Consider the following 17,598-nt stretch of genomic DNA (forward strand, 5'->3'; position numbering starts at 1 on the left):
GCCCACCCCTTCAAGTCTAAACATACAAGCTTGCCTGCAAGCGATGAGGCCGGCATTGCCGACATCGCTGGTGCCTGAACCACCGCCATCGCAAGCAGGCTGGTTCCCCACCGTTTCTTTGGCGCGAATCAAATGCTCCTACACTGAACCGATCTGTGAGATCTTCTGCCGATTGGCCTCTGTCGGAGTTGTTTGATGCTGTCACTGCTCACCGATCATCCCTTGATTTGCGCGCTGATCCTGATCCTGGTCGATCTGGGGCTGTGGCGCCTGATCAGCTCCCATGGCAGCGGGTGGAAGCTGCTGGTGCGGGTGGTGATCTTCACGTTGTTCAGCATCCTGCTGTTCAACGAAGGCCTCAACCCGATGGAGACGGCGCCGTGGGCCGACAACGTACCGCTGCACCTGGCGGCGACCGGCCTGCAGATCGGCTGGTGGCTGTTCGGCGCGCGCACCCTGACGGTGCTGATCGGCGCGGCGATGATGCAGCGGGTCGGACACACCGGGCGGCTGCTGCAGGATCTGCTCGGGGCCGTGATCTTCCTGATCGCGGTCATCGCGGCGCTGGCCTACGTGCTCGACCTGCCGGTCAAGGGCGTGCTGGCGACCTCCGGCGCACTGGCGATCATCGTCGGCCTGGCGTTGCAGAGCACCCTCAGCGACGTGTTCTCCGGCATCGTGCTCAACACCACCAAACCCTACCAACTGGATGACTGGATCTCCATCGACGGCACCGAAGGCCGGGTCACCGACATCGATTGGCGCGCCACCCGCCTGCAGACGTCCCAGGGCAGCATGGCGGTGATCCCCAACTCGCTGGCGGCCAAGGCCAAGATCATCAACTTCAGTCGGCCGAGCAACATGTTCGGGGTGTCCGTCAGCGTGCAGGTGAGCCCGCATTCGCGGCCCAACACGGTGCTCGAAGCGCTGGAGCGGGCCGTGCAGGGTTGCCGCTTCCTGCTGGACGACCCGGCGCCGAGCGTGGCGATGAAGAGCGCCACCAGCACCGGCGTGGAATACGAGATCGGCGGTTTCGTCGCCTCGATGAGCGAAAAGCGCTCGGTGCGCAATCAGCTGTTCGACCTGGCGTACCGGCACCTGCAGGCGTCCGGGGTCAACCTGCTGTCGAGCGTCGAACCCCTGGTGCCCGCCGACCTGTCGCGGCCCCGGGCCCTGCTGGAGAGTTCGCCGATCTTCTCCACCCTGCGCGAGGAAGAAAAGGACACGTTCAGCCAGAACATGACCCTGCAGACCTTCCGCGCCGGCGAGGTGATCCTGGAGGCGGGGCAGGTCAGCGACCATCTGCTGATCATCGAGTCCGGCGTGCTCTCGGTGACGCTGCTGCGCCACGGCACGCCGTTCGAGTCCGGGCGCATGGGGCCGGGCGAGGTGATCGGCGAGGCCGGCATCCTGAGCGACTCGGCCTTGCCGGCGACGTTCTCGGCCAAGACCTATTGCACGCTGTACCGCATCGAAAAGGCTTACCTCAAGCCCTGCCTGGACGCCCGCCACGACATCAGCGACGCCATGAAGGCGTTGCTGGATTTCCGCCTGCTCAAGGCCAAGAGCCTGACCCAGGAAGTGCCGGCGGTGGTGACGAAGAAGGGTTTCCTGCACTGGCTGCGGCATCACGTCTGATGCCGCTTCATCCTGTCCCGGCGCCTCAGAAGTCCACGGTCGCGGACACCTTCAGCGTGCGCGGCGTGCCCTGGGTCAGGTAGCCGCCGTAGGCCGACGCCCAGTAGGCCTCGTTGGCGACGTTCTCCAGATTGGCGCGCAGGGTGACCTGCCGTTCATCGAGCCGCAAGGCATAGCGCGCGCCGAGGTCGAAGCGGTTCCAGGCCGGGATGCTTTGGGTGTTGGCCGCGTTCAGGTACTGGCCTCCGGTGCGCAGCATGCGGGCGTTGAGCGCCGCGCCCTCGATGCCCGGAATGTCCCAGTCGGCGCCGAGGTTGAACTGGAAGCGCGGCACGCCGACCGCACGGTTGCCGTCGTTGACGCCGTTGGTGCTGCCTTCGAGTTCGGTCTTCATCACGGTGGCGCCGCTGAGCAGGCGCAGGCCGTCCAGCGGTTCGCCGTAGACGTTGAGCTCCACGCCTTTGTTGGTCTGCTGGCCGTCCACCCGGAAGACGCCGTCCTGGGTGTAGCTCGACGGCTGTTCGATGCGGTACACGCCGAGGTTGCCGCCGTAGCGGCCCATGTCCAGGCGCACGCCGGCCTCGATCTGCTTGCTGCGCACCGGGGCGAAGGTTTCGTCGCGGTTGATCGCGGTGGTCGGCGGCGTCGGGCCCTTGGCCAGGCCCTCGATGCGGTTGGCGTAGAACGCGACATGTTCCCAGGGCTTGATCACCAGGCCGTACACCGGGGTGGTGACCGACTCTTCGTAGCTGGAGGTGCGGGCGCCGGTGGTGGTGCTCCAGCCGTCGACCTTCAGGGTCTGGCGGCGCACGCCGAGGGTCAGCAGGACGCGGTCGTCGAGGAAGCCGAGGGTGTCGGAGAGCGCTTCGCTGCGCAGGGTGTTCTTGCCGACGATGCGCGGGTCGTGGATGTCGCTGCCGAACGAGGTGGCGGCCGGACGTGGCTTGTCGGTGACGTCGTAGAGGTTGGTGCTGTAGCGCGACGCCGCGCCGATGGTCTCGAAGGCCGAACGCTGCTCACCCCAGATCCCGGCCCAGCCGAGGTTCATCCGGTGGCTGACCGCACCGGTGTCGAAGCGCCCGTTGAGGCCGGCCATGGCGCTCTGGTTGTCTTCGTCGTGGGGCGGATACAGCATGCCGCCGCGGGCGCTGCCGTTGAGGTCGGTGACGGTCAGCGAGGAGTACACGCCGTTTTCCCGGGTGTGCTTGGCGCCGCCGGACACATAGGCGGTCCAGTCGTCGTTCAGGTCGTACTCGGCGCGAGCCATGCCGAAGGTGTCTTCCAGTTGCGAGTAGCTCCAGGGTTGCGCATAGCCGGCGTTGGCGTCCGGCACCTTGGGCGTCTTCTTCAGGGCCGAATCGACGTACACCACCGAACGGCCCTGGTTGATCACCTGCTTCTGGTAGCCGAAGTCGGTGGAGACCCGCAGGCGTTCGCCACGATAGTCCAGGCCGAGGCTGAACAACGAAGTGCGTTGATCCTCGTCGTCCACGGCGGTGTCGCCTTCGCGCTGCAACAGGTTGAGCCGTGCGCCGAAGCGGTTGTCCTCGCCGAAGCGCTGGCCCAGGTCCAGGTGGGTGCCGACCCGGCCGTCGGCGCTCCAGTCGAGGGTGACGCTGCGGGTCGGCGTGTCCAGCGCACGCTTGGGCTGCAGGTTGACCCCGCCGCCGATCCCGCTGCCGCTGGGGGTGACCCCGTTGACGAAGGCGTTCGGGCCCTTGAACAGCTCGACCCGCTCCAGCGCCTCGGTGGCGATGATCTGCCGCGGCAGCACGCCGTACAGGCCGTTATAGGAAATGTCATCGGAGGCCAGGGGCAGGCCGCGGATCATGAACACCTGGGAGAAATTGCCGAAGCCGGACGACTGGCGCACCGACGCGTCGTTGAGCAATACGTCGCCGACGGTCTGCGCCTGTTGGTCGGCGATGGCGGCGGCGGTGTAGCTGGTGACGCTGAAGGGCAGGTCGTTGACGGCCTGGTTGCCGAGCACGCCGATCTGCGCGCTGCGGGCGACCTGGCCGCCGCCGTAGGTGTCGTCGCGCAGGGCGCTGACGTTGGTGGCGCCCAGTTCCAGGGCGCCGTCCGCCGCGACTGTCGGTGCCACGGTATAGCCGCTGGCGCCGCTGCGGATCAGTTCGAAGCCGCTGCCTTCCAGCAGCCGGGCGAACCCGGCCTGCGCGGTGTAGGTGCCTTGCAGTCCGGGGCTCTGGCGGTCGCCCAGTTGCGCCGGGTCGAACGACAGCGGCACGCCGGCGCTCACCGCGAACTGCGCCAGCACGTGGCTGAGCGGGCCGGGGCCGATGTTCACGCTGAGGCTGGCGCTTTCGTTGAGGCTGTCGGCGGCTTGGCCATGCGCCGGCAGGAGGGCGCCGAAGGCCAGGACAAGGCTCAGATTCAGGGCCTTGAGCGGAAATAGGGCAGGGCGGGACGGTGGCGTTGCGGTCATTCGGGGTTCCTGTCGGGCGCGTGGAATCGGAAGGGTCTATCCACACACCGGACGAGCGACGAAAAGGTATCAGTGAACGGCGGTTTTTTTTCCTTCGGGCTCAGGCGCGGGGCTCCACCGTCAGCCAATAGCGGGTGCGGCTGTGGATGCTCAGCGGTAGGGTGTCGCTGAGCAGGCGCAGGCTGGCGTCGGTGTCGCGCAGGGAAAACGCCCCCGAGACGCGCAGCGCCGCGACATCCGGATGGCAGCGCAGCACCCCGTGGCGGTAGCGGCCGAGTTCGCCGAGCAGCTCGTCCAGACGCATGCCGCTGGCCAGCAGCATGCCCTTGTCCCAGGCCAGGGTGGCGGTGTCGAAGGTTTCGGCGGCGTCGAAACCGCTCAGCTTGAAGCGCTGACGCTCGCCGGCCTTGAGCGTGAGGCTTTGCTTGAGCAGTTGCGGGGTGATCTGCACCTGGCCTTCGAGCACCTGGACCTGGCTGCGCGAGCCGTCGGTGCGCACGCAGAACCTTGTGCCGAGCGAGCGGGCGATGCCTTGCGGGGTTTCCACGATGAACGGGCGGGCGCTGAAGTCGCTGGTGGTGCTGACCATGACCTCGCCGTTGAGCAGCGACACCCGGCGCTCGACCGGGCTGTACGCGATGTCGACGGCGGTGTCGGTGTTGAGCAGCAGTTGCGAGCCGTCCGGCAGCTGCAGGTTTTTCTGTTCGCCGACGGCGGTGCGCTGGTCGGCGGTCCACTGTTGCCAAGGCACGTGCTGCGAAGCGATGCCCAACGGCCCGGCCATCAGCAGCAGGCCGAGGCGGGTGAGGGTCTGCCGGCGGCTGAGGCCATCCTTGCGCGAAGCCCGTTGCAGGGTCTGGAGGGCTACGTTGGCCGGCACGCTGCGGAAGTCTCCGAGCAGCGCTTCGGCCCGTTGCCAGGCCATGGCGTGTTCGGCGCTGCGGCTGCGCCATTGGGCGACGGCCTGGTGATCGGACGGGGTGGCGGTGCCGGAATGCAGTTGCACCAGCCAGTCGGCCGCTTCACCGAGAATCTGCGGATTGATCATCGGTGCATTCATCAGGCGACACTCAGGCAGGCAATGAACGCGGCGCGCATGTGGCGCTTGACGGTGATCAGCGAAACGCCCAGGCGGGCGGCGATCTGCGCGTAGGTCAGGCCTTCGATCTGCGACATCAGGAACGTGTCGCGGGTCTGCGCCGGCAATTCGCGCAGCAGCGCTTCGATGCGCCACAGGGTTTCGAGGATCAGGTAGCGGGTCTCCGGCGACGGCACCTCGGCGGCCGGCAACTGCGCGATGGTGTCCAGGTAGGCGCGTTCGAGGTCCTGGCGCCGCCAGCGGTCGATCATCAGCCCCTTGGCGATGTGGGTCAGCAGTGCCCGGGGCTCGTTGCCCAAGGGCCTGGCCACCTGGCGGGTGAGCAGGCGCAGGAAGGTGTCGTGGGCCACGTCGGCGGCATCGCAGCGGTTGCCGAGCCTGCGCTGCAGCCAGCCTTGCAGCCAGCCGTGGTGGTCGCTGTAGAGACTGTGGACTTGCTGATTCAAGGGCGGGTCGATGGACGACATGACGGGCAGATACTCGCTGCGGGCATCCGTGGCCTGAGTGCAATTAAGAATTGATCGCATTCTAGTGGCGCGCCGCGAAGGTTTGCAATTGCCGTCCCGGTTTTCTTTTTCGTGCACCGGCGCAGTGGTCACCCGGACTTCTGCCGGATTGGCTATTTGTGCGCCGGGGCCGCGGGCTTAACGTAGCCCCACATTCACTTGACCCGGAAGACCCCCATGAAACCCCGCATTGATTTCTACACCGCTTCCCCTGACGCGCTCAAAGCGATGATGGCCCTGGAAACCGCCGTTTCGAAGCTGCCGCTGGAAAAGACCCTGATCGAACTGGTCAAGCTGCGCGCTTCGCAGATCAACGGCTGCGCATTCTGCATCGACATGCACACCAGCGACGCGATCAAGGGCGGCGAGACCCCGCGCCGGCTGTTCGCCGTGACCGCGTGGCGCGAAGCCCCGTTCTTCACCGACCGCGAACGCGCAGCCCTGCTGTGGACCGAATCGCTGACCCAGCTGAGCCTGACCCACGCACCGGACGAAGACTACGAAACCGTCAGCGCCCAGTTCACGCCCAAGGAAATGGTCGACCTGACCGTGGCCATCAGCACCATCAACAGCTGGAACCGGCTGGCCGTCGGTTTCCGCAAGACCCCGCAGGCCTGATTCAACGGCATCGGTCCTGCCTGGCGGTGGCTGCACGGACGCCATCGCCAGCAGGCTGGCTCCCACAGGGATCCCGGTTGAACGCCGCATCCGGGATCACTGCAAGCCCCTAGGCATCCCTTCAATGTGCGTCGGCACTCGGCGCGGGCGGCGGCAGCACCTTGCGCATCAAGGGCACCATCGCCGTGGCGAGGCCGAAGCACACCATGATCACCAGAAACGTATCGCCGTAGGTCTGCGTCTGCGCCTCGCGGTAGGTCAGCAGCCACAGCTGACGCAGGCTGGCGACCGTGCCCGCATCCCCGTGTTGCCCCAGCGCGGCGAATTGGCCGCCGACCTGGCCCAGCCACTGGTTCAGCGATTCGTTGCTGCTGTTCAGGTGCTCCGCCAGACGGGTGAAGTGCAGGTTGGTGCGGTCGTTGAGGATGGTCGCGCAGGCCGCGATGCCGATGGCGCCGCCCAGGTTGCGCATCAGGTTGAACAGGCCAGAGGCGTGCTTGAGACGCGCCGGGGCGAGCCCGCCCAGGGTCAGCGTCACCGCCGGCGGCACCGCCAGTTGCTGGGCGATGCCGCGCAGGGCCTGCGGCAGCAGCAGTTCACTGGCGCCCCAGTCGTGGGTGATCGGGCTGAATTCCCACATCGACAGCGCAAAGAGGGCCAGGCCGAGCATCATGATCCAACGCAGGTCGACGCGGTTGGCCAAAAAGGCGTACAGCGGAATCGCCATGATCTGGAACACGCCGGTGGAGAACACCGCCAGGCCGATGTCCAGCGCGCTGTAGCCGCGCACCCGGCCGAGGAACAGCGGCGTCAGGTAAATGGTGGCGAACAGGCCGATGCCGGTGACGAAGGAAAAGAAACAGCCGAGGGCGAAGTTGCGATCCTTGAGGGCCCGCAGGTCGACGATCGGGTTGGCCACGTGCAGGGTGCGGCCGATGAAGGCCAGGCCGGCCAGGCCGCTGATCCACGCGGTGGTCAGGATGGTGCGGTCGCTGAACCAGTTCCAGCGCGGGCCTTCTTCGAGGGTGTATTCAAGGCAGCCGAGAAACAGCGCCAGCAGGATCATGCTCGGGTAGTCCGCGCCCTTGAGCAGCGACAGTTCCGGCTGGTCGATCTTCACCAGCATCGGCACCGCCACGGCGACGAAAACGCCCGGCAGCAGGTTGATGTAGAACAGCCAGTGCCAGGACGACAGGTCCGTGATCCAGCCGCCGATCACCGGGCCCAGCGTCGGGGCCAGCGAGGCCACGGCACCGATGGTCGCGGCGGCGATCACCCGTTGCTTGCCGGTGAAGAAAAAGAACGCCGTGGTGAACACCAGCGGGATCATCGAACCGCCCAGAAAGCCCTGCAACGCCCGGAACGCGATCATGCTCTGGATGTTCCAGGCGATGCCGCACAGCAGGCTGGCGAGGGTGAAGCCGACCGCCGAGGCGCAGAACAGCCAGCGGGTGGAAAACACCCGTGACAGCCAGCCCGACAGTGGTATCACGATGATCTCGGCGATCAGGTAGCTGGTCTGCACCCACGCCGTCTCATCGGTGCCGGCGGACAGCCCGCCGCCGATGTCGCGCAGCGAGGCCGAGACGATCTGGATGTCCAGCAGCGCGATGAACATGCCGATGCACATCGTGGCGAAGGCGAACACCTTGGTCGCCGTCGCCATGTCGGCGGCATTGAACGGCTGCGCGGGGACGGCCTGGGCGCGGCTCATGGCGCGCTGGCCACGGCGGCGGTGTCAGGCCGGGCGCGGGTGTCGACCTCGGCGGTCACCGACAGCCCCGGCCGCAGGTGGCCGAGCACGCCGTCGGCGGGGTCGAGCAGGATCCGCACCGGCACCCGCTGGACGATCTTGGTGAAGTTGCCGGTGGCGTTCTCCGGCGGCAGCACGCTGAACTGCGAACCTGTGGCCGGCGCAAGGCTGTCGAGGCGGCCGTGGAATTCCTGCCCGGACAGCACATCGGCGCGGATGCTCACGCGCTGGCCGGGTTTCATCCGGGCCAATTGGTCTTCCTTGAAGTTGGCGTCCACCCACAGGCCGCTGGCCGGCACCACCGACAACTGCTGCGAGCCGGCCTGGGCATAGGCGCCGACGCGGGCGCGGCGGTTGCCGATCACGCCGTCCACCGGCGCGCGCAGTTCGGTGTAGCTGAGGTTCAGTCGCGCCAGGTCGCGTTCTGCCTGCGCTTGCATCAGTGCGGCGCGGGCCTGTTGCTTGCGGGTTTCGATGACCGAGAGCTGGCGCTGCGCGGCGAGCAGTTCGGCCTGGGCGCGGGCGCTCTGGGCCTGGGCGGTCTTGAACGTGGCGTCGGCCCGTTGCGCGCTTTCCACCGAGACGGCGTTGGTGCTCACCAGGCGTTTGTAGCGTGCGTTGTCGTCCCGCGAACGGGCGGTCTCGGCACCGGCGGCGTCGATGCCGGCGCGGGCCTGGCCGATCACGGCCTGCTGCAACTGTTCGGTGGCGTCGAGGTTGGCCAGCAGCGCCTCTTCGGCGGCGACCGCACCTTCGGCCTTGGCCAGGTTGGCGCGGTAGTCCCGCGAATCGAGGCGGATCAGCACATCGCCGGCCTTGACCGGCTGGTTGTCGCTGACCAGCACGTCTTCGATGTAACCGGCGACTTTCGGCCCGATCACCGTGACGTCGCCGCCGATGTAGGCATCGTCGGTCTCTTCGAGGAACCGTCCGGCGCTCCACCAGTGGGCGGCGTACAGCCCGGCGAACGCCAGGGCGGCGATGCCGGCGGCGGGCAGCAGCAGGCGCTTGAGCAGGGGAGGCCTGGCGGCGCTGACCGGGACAGCGAGGTCGGGCTCGACGGTGGGCATGCTGGTCATGGAAACGTACCTGTGGAAACGAAGTGTTATTACGGTCGTAATATGACGTAGGTAATATTTCGACGCAAATCATTTCTGGCGCCGGTCGTCAGGTCCTTCCGCGCTCCGTTCGATCCATCGGTCCGATCCGCCGCAGGCCTCAGGTTTTGGAGCATGCGTAGCTTGCAGGGCCACATTCACCCCTGGCCCATACCCGTTTAGCGCCGCTGGCACGTGCGCATCGGGCCATCAGGGAAACCCTGAGCACGTGCCGATTGCCCCCGTGATTGCGGACGATGACAGCAAATGACTGAATTGTTTAAGAAATGTAACCGCTGTAGGAAGCGTCTTGCATTTGTGTAGGAGGGCTCCGACTATCACGAACATTGATGAAGTGGCATTACGCCATTTGATGATTGCAAGGATGTTGAGTGCCGTATTCGTTCCGCGCTGTTTCCCGTTGCCGTTCCCTGCGTCGCCCGCTGTTGTCGGCTTTTGTGTTGGGCGTGTGCGCTTCCCCGGTGGGGGCCGCCGAGCCGTCAGCCGCCGGTCAGGAAGCGCTGCGCCAGCAGCAACAGCAGCAGCGCGACCTGCAGCAACTGCAACTCGAACAGCGGCGCCGGCAACTGGAGCGCGGCGCGTTCGGCCCGGCACCGGCCACGTCGGCCACGGCCCGGCCCGTCACTCCCGACGAACGCTGCTGGCCCTTGAGCGGCACGCGCATCGGCGGCGTCACCCTGATCGACAGCGACAAGCTCAACGCACGGATCAAACCGCTGCTGGCGCCGTGCATGGGCGCCAACCAGATCAATCACCTGCTGGCGAACATCACCGCGATCTACGTCGAGCAGGGCTACATCGCCAGCCGGCCGTACCTGAGCAGCGCTCCGGCGGCGGGGCAGTCGCTGGATATCCTGGTCGATGAGGGCTACGTCGAATCCATCGAACTGGCCGACCAGAGCCTGCCGGTCTCACTGGGCGGGGCGTTTCCCGGCATGCTCGGCAAACCGCTGAACCTGCGGGATCTGGAGCAGGGGCTGGACCAACTGAACCGCCTGCGCTCGGTGGACCTCACCGCCGACATCGCGCCCGGCGGCCAGCCCGGCGCTTCGCGGATCATTCTGCGCTCGCGCACTTCAGGCCAATCGCGCTGGGCCCTGGGGCTGGGCGCCGACAACCTCGGCAGCGCCAGCACCGGGCGCGACCGCGACACCGTCAGCCTGAGCCTCGACAGCCCGCTGGAGCTCAATGACCTGCTGAGCCTCAGCGCCAGCGACACCCTCAACCGGGGCGACCGCTACAGCCGCAACGCCAGCCTCTATTACGCGATTCCCTACGGTTACTGGACCTACAGCGCATTCGCCAGCCACGCCGAATACCGGGCGCCGTTCAAGCTCAGCGCGGCGACCCTGTACAGCACCGGCATCACCGACCAGCTCAGCCTGCGCGCCGACCGCGTGCTCTGGCGCGACCAGAGCCGCCAGCTCAGCGCCAACCTGCAACTGGCCCACAAAGACGTCGACAGCTACCTGGAAAACATCCGCCTGGGCATCCAGAGCCCGACCCTGACCGTGGCCGAGGCCGGGCTCAACCTGTTCTGGCTCGACCGGGCGGTGTGGAACCTCGACGTCAACTATGCCCAGGGCCTGCACTGGTTCGGCGCCGACGATGACGCCCAGCGCCAGGTCAACAACCTGCCCAAGGCGCAGTTTCGCAAGTACCGCGCCGGCCTCAGCCAGTGGCGCAATGGCCGGTTCGGCGATCAGGCGTGGCAATGGCAGAGCCAGCTCAACCTGCAATACAGCCCCGACCCGTTGCCGGCCATCGAGCAGATGCTGGGCACCGACGACTCCGCCGTGCGCGGCTACCGGGTCGCCAGCGCGTCCGGCGCCAGCGGCGCGGTCTGGCGCAACACCCTGCGCCTGCCGCTGCAGACCGGCGGCCCCGTCCAGGTCACCCCGCGCCTGGGGCTCGACCACGGCTGGATCAAGGCCGATCACGGTGCGCCGGGCCAACGCCTGAGCGGCGCCAGCATCGGCCTCAATCTGGGCTGGAAGAACCTGCAGGTGGACGTCGATTACCAGCGCAGCCTCAACACCCCCGGCGGCTTGCCCCATGAGCCCGACACCTGGCTGATGCGGGTGGGGGTGCAGATATGAACAACGCAGTGAACCCACAGCCGACGGATCTGAGCGCGACAGCCCCGGCCAAGACCAAAACGCGCGACGTGATGCCGTACTTACATGGAGACGTTTTTATGCCAGCACACACCTTTGCATTCAATCTTTCGCCCCGGGGGCAATTGCGCTGGGCCATCGCCAGCCTGTTCCTGGCCGCCCACCTGCCCAGCGCCCTGGCCGGCGGCGTGGTGGTCGCCCCCGGCCCCGGCGGCACCGCGCAACTGCAGACCCAGGGCGGTGTGCCCATCGTCAACATCGTCGCGCCCAACGGCTCGGGCCTGTCGCACAACCAGTTCCTCGACTACAACGTCGACCGTCAGGGCCTGGTGCTGAACAACGCCTTGCAGGCCGGGCAATCGCAGCTCGCCGGGCAACTGGCGGCCAACCCGCAATTGCAGGGCCAGGCGGCGAGCGTGATCCTCAACGAAGTGATCAGCCGCAACCCGTCGGCCATCAACGGCGCCCAGGAAATCTTCGGCCGCGCCGCCGATTACGTGCTGGCCAACCCCAACGGCATCTCGGTCAACGGCGGCAGTTTCATCAACACGCCGAACGCCAGCCTGGTGGTCGGCCGTCCGGAACTGAACGACGGCAAGCTGCAATCGCTGAACACCCGCGACGCCAGCGGCCAGTTGCAGATCCAGGCCGGCGGCCTGCGCAACGGCGAAGGTTCGGTCAACCTGATCGCCCCGCGCATCGACAGCCAGGGCAACCTCAGCGCCCGTGACCAATTGAATGTCACTGTCGGACGCAACCAGGTGGATTACGCCAGCGGCCAGGTGAAGTCCGTGGATCCGAGCGGCCACACCGCCGACCAGCGGATCGACGCCAGCCTGTTCGGCGCGATGCAGGCCGGGCGCATCAACATCGTCAGCACCGCCGAAGGCGCCGGCGTGAAAGTGGGAGCGGTGCAGGTGGCCGGGCGCGACGGCGTGCAGATCCGTTCGGCCGGCGACCTGAGCGTCAGCGGCCAAGCCGTCGCCGACAGCCTCGACGTGACCCGTGCCGGTATCCGCAGCAGCCAGGGCGATGTCGGCCTGCACAGCGGCAAGGACCTGACCCTGGCCGCCACGGACGTCTCCGGCCGCGACGTGAAGGTCGACGCCAAGCGCAACCTGACCCTCACCACCGTGGAAAGCCGCAAGCTCCAGGAACAGCGCGAGAACTGGAGCAACAACACCATCGGCATCACCTGGGAAACCTACGAGCGCACCCGCACCGACAGCGATTCGCGCCAGCACGGCAGCCAGATCGTCGCAAGCCGCGATGCGCAACTGTCGTCCGGCAAGGACACCGAACTGAACGCCGCCAAGGTCGAAGCGGCCGGCGACCTGAGCGTGCAGAGCGGCGGCGACCTGCGCCTGACCGCCGCCACCGAGCGCCACGTGCAGACCGACCAGGGCAAGCACCGCAAACACCTGTGGAAGGCCGACTGGGACAGCAGCAGCGAGACCCAGCGCAGCGTCACCAGCCAATTGAAGGGCGGCAACATCGCCCTGCAGACCGCCGCGCTGCTGCGCTCCGAAGGCGCCGAACTGACCAGCCGGGGCGACCTGCAACTGGCCGGCAAACAAGTGGACATCACCACCGCCAGCCGCACCGACCGCAGCAGCGATAACCGCTACGCGGGCGATCTGGTGGGCGGCGGCTTCTTCGGCAAGACCGGCGACGCCGATAAGGGCCAGACCCGCCATCAGGGCAGCAAGATCAACGCGGCCGGCAAACTGACCGTCAAGGCCGACGACGTGCGCATCAGCGGCAGCCAGGTGCGCGGCGGCACCGACGCCAGCGTGATCAGCGACACCGGTTCGCTGATTGTCGATGGCGTGCAGGACACGTCCCACAGCAACAGCCACGACAAGGACAGCAAGTTCTTCGGCATCACCAAGGACGAGTCCCGGCAGAACGCCAAGGACAGCACCACGGTGCGCAGCGAACTGGTGTCCGACAGCAACCTCAAGCTCAAGAGCGCCAAGGACATCGAAGTCGCCGGCGCCTCGGTCAAGGCCGGCGCCGCGCTGACCGCCGACGCGGCGGGCGATGTGAACGTGAAGGCCACGCAGAACACCCGCGAGCGCAGCGACAGCACCCAGACCCGTGGCTTCGACGCCTACGCCAAAGAGAACGCGCCGGACGCCGGGCAGTATCGCGCCGGCATCCACTACGAAGACAAGCAGAAGACCGTCACCGCCAACGATGTCAGCCAGCAGGGCGCGAGCCTCAGCGGCGGCACCGTGCAGGTGAAGGCCGGCGGCGACCTGACGGTCAAGGGCGGCGAGGTGAAATCCACCGCCGGCGACACGACCCTGAGCGGCAAGAACGTGTCGCTGCTGGCGGAGCAGGACAGCCACCAGACCTCCACCGACACCGCCAACACCGGCGGCGGCTTCTACTACACCGGCGGGCTTGACCGCGCCGGCAGCGGCATCGATTTCGCCCGTGACACGGCGCACGACGCCTCCAGCAAAACCACCGCGCAGACCACCGGCGTGCAGAGCAGCGGCGGCCTGACCATCAATGCCGGCACGCTCGTCACCGAAGGCGCGCAGCTCAAGTCCGGCAACGGTCTGAACGTGGTCGCCAACGAGGTGGACAACCGCGCGGCCGGCAACACGTCCAGCAGCACCCACGACGAAAGCCACTGGTCGGCGGACATCGGCGCCAACGTCGAGTACAAGGACATCGCCCGGCCGGTCGTCGCAGCGGTCAAGGACGTGCTCGCCGGCAAGGTGCCGGACAAGGACGCCCTGAGCAACCTCGGGCAGCCGAATGTCGGCATCGATGTCGCGGTGGGCCACGCCAGCGCCGGCAAGACCGAGCAGGGCAGCACCGCCGTGGTCAGCCGTTTCGACGGCGCCACCGTGGACGTGAACGTCGCCGGCACGCTGAAGGACCAAGGCACCCAGTACAACGCCAGCGCCGGCCAGGTGAACATCGGCGCCGACAAGTTGGTGGCCGACGCGGCGGCCGATACCCGCAGCAGCGGCGACAAGGCCGTGGACGCCAAGGTCGATGTGCGCGTCTACACCAAGACCGGCGAAGACGTGAACGTCGCCGGCAGCGGCGCCGGCGGCAGCAGCCAGACCCGCAAGGACAGCGCCACGGCGGTGGTCGGCGGCTATGCCGGCAGCCAGGGCGTGAACATCAACGTGCGCGGCGACGCGCAGTTCGAGGGCAGCCGGTTCGACGGCGGCCAGGGCGGCGTCAGCGTCAAGACCGGCGGCGACCTGGCCCTGAACCAGGCCAACGACCGCCAGGTCAGCGACAGTTCCAGCCTGCGCGGCAACGGCTCGCTGACCGTCGGCACCTTGCCGGGCACCGACGGCACCAACGTCGATCTCGGCGCCGGGTTCCAGCTCGACCACACCGGCAAGCAGGTCAACGACAGCCAGGCCCGTGTGGCGAGCGTCCAGGGCAACGGCCCGGTGCAGTTCACCAGCGGCGGCAACCAGGTCCAGCAAGGCGCGAAGATCGACAGCGCAGGCGCCATCGACCTGAAGGCCGGCGGCAAGCTCGACCTGCAAGCGGCCACCGACACCCACGTCGCCACCGGCGGCAACCTCGGCGGCGGCCTGAAGGCCGGCGGCAGCAAGACCAGCAACGAGAAGAGCCGCGATCAGGGCGGCAACCTCAGCGGCAACTTCAACATCGGCCGGGTGAACGAGAACACCCAGACCCTCAAGGGCGGCCAAATCGACAGCCGGACCGGCGTCGCCCTGAGCGGCGATTCGATCCGCCAGCAGGGCACCCAGGTCGGCGCGCCGAGCGTGAGCCTCGATGCCGGCAAGGGCGGCGTCGTGCTGGAGTCCGCGCAGTCCAGCGAAAGCCGCAACAACTGGAACGTCGCCCTGAATGCCGGCGGCAACCTCAGCCAAAGCACGCCGACCGCCGCTGACGAGAAGGCCAGCAGCGACCACGGCTTCAACGCCGGGGCCAAGGTGGGCGTGGACTATGTGCAGGGCACCACGCAGCAGAACAGCCAGGTCAAGGCCGATGCGGTGGCGTTGAACAGCGCGGGCGATGCCCGTCTGAGCGGTGCGCGGGTCGAGGGTAAGACCGTCGGCGGCAACGTCGCCGGGAACCTGACCGTCGACAGCCGGCAGGACACGCAGAACCACGCCAAGGTCGATGTGGACCTGGGCCTGACCGGCAAGAAGAACCCGCCGAGCGACAAGAAGGAACTGGCCGGCACCGACTACAAGCCGACCCTCACCGCCCAGGGCGAATACGCCCACAAGGACAGCGTCGGCCAGGCGTCCGGCATCAGCGGCCAGCAAGGCGTGAACCTGAACGTCGGCGGCGCCACGCAACTGACCGGCGCGCGTGTCTCGGCGGCGGACGGTCGGGTGGATCTGGGCGGCTCGCCGGTCGGCAAGACGGATCTGGCCAACCGTGATTACGGGGTCAAGGCCGGCCTGACCCTGCCGCACAAGGCTGAAGAGAACGCACCGAAGGTCTCGGTTGAGAACGGCACGCTGAAAGCCGGCCCGGTCACCGTCAGCGGTCACTTCGACAGCCAGACACTGCAGGCCGGCATCGACGAACGCGGCTGAAGCACCCACGGTGGATGAACCCCATCCACCGTCCAACCCTGTAGGAGCGAGCCTGCTCGCTCCTACATTCTTCAGGCCTCAACCCAAACGACAAGCGCGCCCCTGTGGGAGCGAGCCTGCTCGCGATGGCGCAGGTCCAGTCACTGCAAAGGTGTCTGTTCCATCGCCATCGCGAGCAGGCTCGCTTCTACAGGGGGGCATGGTCTGGCCAGCGTCGATTTCTTCGCCCCCGCTGGAAAACCCGCAGGACGGCAACTAGCGTGTGAGGACGGACGCTCACTGCAAGGGACTGACGGGGTGCACTGACATGGGCAAGAAGTTCGGCAACGGCTGGTGGATCGATGAAGGGGTGCTGATGTCCGACGAGCGCGCGCAGGATATTGCCGCGGCCGCCGGGCATTTTCCGGAAGACTATGCCCCGACGGTCTTCCTCTCCGGTGATGCCCACCGCAAGCCGCCGTTCCAGTGGGCGGCGCAGGGCGTCTGGGCGGATTTCTTCGGCCCGCTGATCGAAGACAACAAGATCGTCTGCCATGTCGAGCAGTACCCCAGGGCGGTCACCCGTGAATCGGTGCCGCCGCTGTTCGGCCCGGTGTTCGACCGGGGCAAGGTGTTCGGCTGGGAGCATGCCGTGTTCCCGTACATCGAAAACCTGATGCGGAACTACTACAAGAAAGTGCAGGACTTTCCCCACGCGGTCTCCGTCGGCTACATCCGCGCCGTGCTGGTCGACACCTCAAGCGTTGCGCAGATGGGCTTCCTGAGGGCCGAACACCAGGCCATCGTCGATTTCGCCAAGCCGTACGTGGAGAAAAAGACCGGTGTCCAGGCGCTTTTCAGTTCCTCACCGGCCCCGACGAAGCTGATCGCACCCAAGGACGGCCTCAAGTTCAAGGAGCTCTACTTTGCCTACGTGGAGGCCGGCATGGAACTGCGCACAGGCATCCATCCGCTCATCGCGCCTGCGATCCAGCGCCTGATCGATACCTACCGCGACCACATGCACCTGATCACCTGCGGCGGTGCGCATCTGCTGTTCAACCCGTTGTATCAATACCTGCAACCCCCGGTGGGCAGTTTCGGCATCGTCGATCCGGATCAGGGCAAAGGGTTGGGCAAAGGCAAGTAGGGCGCCTCCCGTCGAGGGAGCCAAGGAACGATTGCCGGGCTTAATACGAAGCATTACTATTCACGCCCCTTTCCTCAGCACGCCGCCATGATCCCCATGCTGCCCCGCAGACCCGGCTTTTTCGAGCATTACGAAGAGTTGATCGGCACCTGGACCCGTCGCCTGCGCAATCGTCAGCAGGCCGAGGACCTGGCGCACGACACCTTCGTGCGGGTGCTCGAGACCGATGCGGCGACGGTGCAGCAGCCGCGGGCGTACCTGCACCAGACCGCGCGCAACATTGCGGTGGACGGTTTTCGGCGTGAGGATCGACGGGGCGCCATGGAGTCGGAGGCGATCGATCTCAGTGAGTCGCCGACCGGCGACCCGGAGCATTACATGCATGCGATCCAGCTGGCCGATTCCATCGAACGGGCCCTCGCGGAACTGCCGGTCAACTGCCGGCGGATTTTCGTCTGGCAGAAGATCGAAGGCCTGACCCAGGCGGAAATCGCCGAGCGCATGGGGCTGTCCAGGAACATGGTGGAAAAGTATATGATCCGCACCCTGCGGCACCTGCGCGACCGCCTGGACGGGGTTCAGCCATGAGCGGGCGCCGTCATTCATCCCCGGCCAGAC

Annotated in this window: 11 protein-coding genes; 6 read left to right on the forward strand and 5 right to left on the reverse strand. The window is 67.0% G+C overall.

Translation table 11 applies throughout. The features are described 5' to 3' along the window. The first annotated feature begins 195 nt into the window (after positions 1-195). The gene (locus ACIP0B_RS15085; RefSeq protein ID WP_400833163.1) at positions 196-1,638 is read left to right on the forward strand and encodes a mechanosensitive ion channel domain-containing protein; all 1,443 of its coding nucleotides are present in this window, start codon (positions 196-198) and stop codon (positions 1,636-1,638) included. A gap of 25 nt (positions 1,639-1,663) precedes the next feature. Here ACIP0B_RS15085 and ACIP0B_RS15090 read toward each other — a convergent pair whose 3' ends face one another. The 3 genes from ACIP0B_RS15090 to ACIP0B_RS15100 form a co-directional block, all read right to left on the reverse strand. Beyond that, entirely contained in the window at positions 1,664-4,084 is a 2,421-nt protein-coding gene (locus tag ACIP0B_RS15090; protein ID WP_400833166.1) for a TonB-dependent siderophore receptor, read from the reverse strand. A 100-nt stretch (positions 4,085-4,184) separates the two neighbouring features. Beyond that, complete coding sequence (locus ACIP0B_RS15095) at positions 4,185-5,144, reverse strand: FecR domain-containing protein (protein WP_400833169.1); 960 nt, start codon at positions 5,142-5,144, stop codon at positions 4,185-4,187. Continuing rightward, complete coding sequence (locus tag ACIP0B_RS15100) at positions 5,144-5,650, reverse strand: sigma-70 family RNA polymerase sigma factor (RefSeq protein WP_400833171.1); 507 nt, start codon at positions 5,648-5,650, stop codon at positions 5,144-5,146. Before ACIP0B_RS15100 ends, ACIP0B_RS15095 begins: the two co-directional genes overlap by 1 nt. Before the next feature lie 216 nt (positions 5,651-5,866). Between ACIP0B_RS15100 and ACIP0B_RS15105 the strand changes: the two genes are divergently transcribed. Beyond that, positions 5,867-6,307 (forward strand): carboxymuconolactone decarboxylase family protein, encoded by a 441-nt coding sequence (locus tag ACIP0B_RS15105; protein WP_400833174.1) that lies wholly within the window; start codon positions 5,867-5,869, stop codon positions 6,305-6,307. 121 nt (positions 6,308-6,428) lie between these two features. Here ACIP0B_RS15105 and ACIP0B_RS15110 read toward each other — a convergent pair whose 3' ends face one another. Both ACIP0B_RS15110 and ACIP0B_RS15115 read right to left on the reverse strand, forming a co-directional pair. After that, positions 6,429-8,021 (reverse strand): DHA2 family efflux MFS transporter permease subunit, encoded by a 1,593-nt coding sequence (locus ACIP0B_RS15110; RefSeq protein ID WP_400833175.1) that lies wholly within the window; start codon positions 8,019-8,021, stop codon positions 6,429-6,431. After that, entirely contained in the window at positions 8,018-9,139 is a 1,122-nt protein-coding gene (locus tag ACIP0B_RS15115; RefSeq protein ID WP_400833177.1) for an HlyD family secretion protein, read from the reverse strand. The genes ACIP0B_RS15110 and ACIP0B_RS15115 overlap by 4 nt, the downstream gene beginning before the upstream one ends. 410 nt (positions 9,140-9,549) lie before the next feature. On the opposite strand from ACIP0B_RS15115, the gene ACIP0B_RS15120 reads away from it, so the two are divergent. The 4 genes from ACIP0B_RS15120 (at position 9,550) to ACIP0B_RS15135 (ending at position 17,568) form a co-directional block, all read left to right on the forward strand. Then, positions 9,550-11,277: a ShlB/FhaC/HecB family hemolysin secretion/activation protein gene (locus tag ACIP0B_RS15120; protein WP_400833179.1), complete on the forward strand. Its 1,728-nt coding sequence runs from the start codon at positions 9,550-9,552 to the stop codon at positions 11,275-11,277. A 98-nt stretch (positions 11,278-11,375) separates the two neighbouring features. Next, positions 11,376-15,851: a hemagglutinin repeat-containing protein gene (locus tag ACIP0B_RS15125; RefSeq protein ID WP_400833182.1), complete on the forward strand. Its 4,476-nt coding sequence runs from the start codon at positions 11,376-11,378 to the stop codon at positions 15,849-15,851. A 307-nt stretch (positions 15,852-16,158) separates the two neighbouring features. Continuing rightward, positions 16,159-16,980 (forward strand): hypothetical protein, encoded by an 822-nt coding sequence (locus tag ACIP0B_RS15130; RefSeq protein ID WP_400833184.1) that lies wholly within the window; start codon positions 16,159-16,161, stop codon positions 16,978-16,980. An 87-nt stretch (positions 16,981-17,067) separates the two neighbouring features. Then, entirely contained in the window at positions 17,068-17,568 is a 501-nt protein-coding gene (locus ACIP0B_RS15135) for a sigma-70 family RNA polymerase sigma factor (RefSeq protein WP_400833186.1), read from the forward strand. The last annotated feature ends 30 nt before the right edge of the window (positions 17,569-17,598 follow it).

The sequence above is a fragment of the Pseudomonas sp. NPDC089534 genome, assembly GCF_044749305.1.
GTDB lineage: Bacteria > Pseudomonadota > Gammaproteobacteria > Pseudomonadales > Pseudomonadaceae > Aquipseudomonas > Aquipseudomonas ekonensis.

Excerpts from the sequence above, each read along its gene's own strand:
- ACIP0B_RS15085 (WP_400833163.1), top strand. The coding sequence starts at position 196 with ATGCTGTCACTGCTCACCGATCATCCCTTGATTTGCGCGCTGATCCTG.
- ACIP0B_RS15090 (WP_400833166.1), bottom strand. The coding sequence starts at position 4,084 with ATGACCGCAACGCCACCGTCCCGCCCTGCCCTATTTCCGCTCAAGGCC.
- ACIP0B_RS15095 (WP_400833169.1), bottom strand. The coding sequence starts at position 5,144 with ATGAATGCACCGATGATCAATCCGCAGATTCTCGGTGAAGCGGCCGAC.
- ACIP0B_RS15100 (WP_400833171.1), bottom strand. The coding sequence starts at position 5,650 with ATGTCGTCCATCGACCCGCCCTTGAATCAGCAAGTCCACAGTCTCTAC.
- ACIP0B_RS15105 (WP_400833174.1), top strand. The coding sequence starts at position 5,867 with ATGAAACCCCGCATTGATTTCTACACCGCTTCCCCTGACGCGCTCAAA.
- ACIP0B_RS15110 (WP_400833175.1), bottom strand. The coding sequence starts at position 8,021 with ATGAGCCGCGCCCAGGCCGTCCCCGCGCAGCCGTTCAATGCCGCCGAC.
- ACIP0B_RS15115 (WP_400833177.1), bottom strand. The coding sequence starts at position 9,139 with ATGACCAGCATGCCCACCGTCGAGCCCGACCTCGCTGTCCCGGTCAGC.
- ACIP0B_RS15125 (WP_400833182.1), top strand. The coding sequence starts at position 11,376 with ATGCCAGCACACACCTTTGCATTCAATCTTTCGCCCCGGGGGCAATTG.
- ACIP0B_RS15130 (WP_400833184.1), top strand. The coding sequence starts at position 16,159 with ATGGGCAAGAAGTTCGGCAACGGCTGGTGGATCGATGAAGGGGTGCTG.
- ACIP0B_RS15135 (WP_400833186.1), top strand. The coding sequence starts at position 17,068 with ATGATCCCCATGCTGCCCCGCAGACCCGGCTTTTTCGAGCATTACGAA.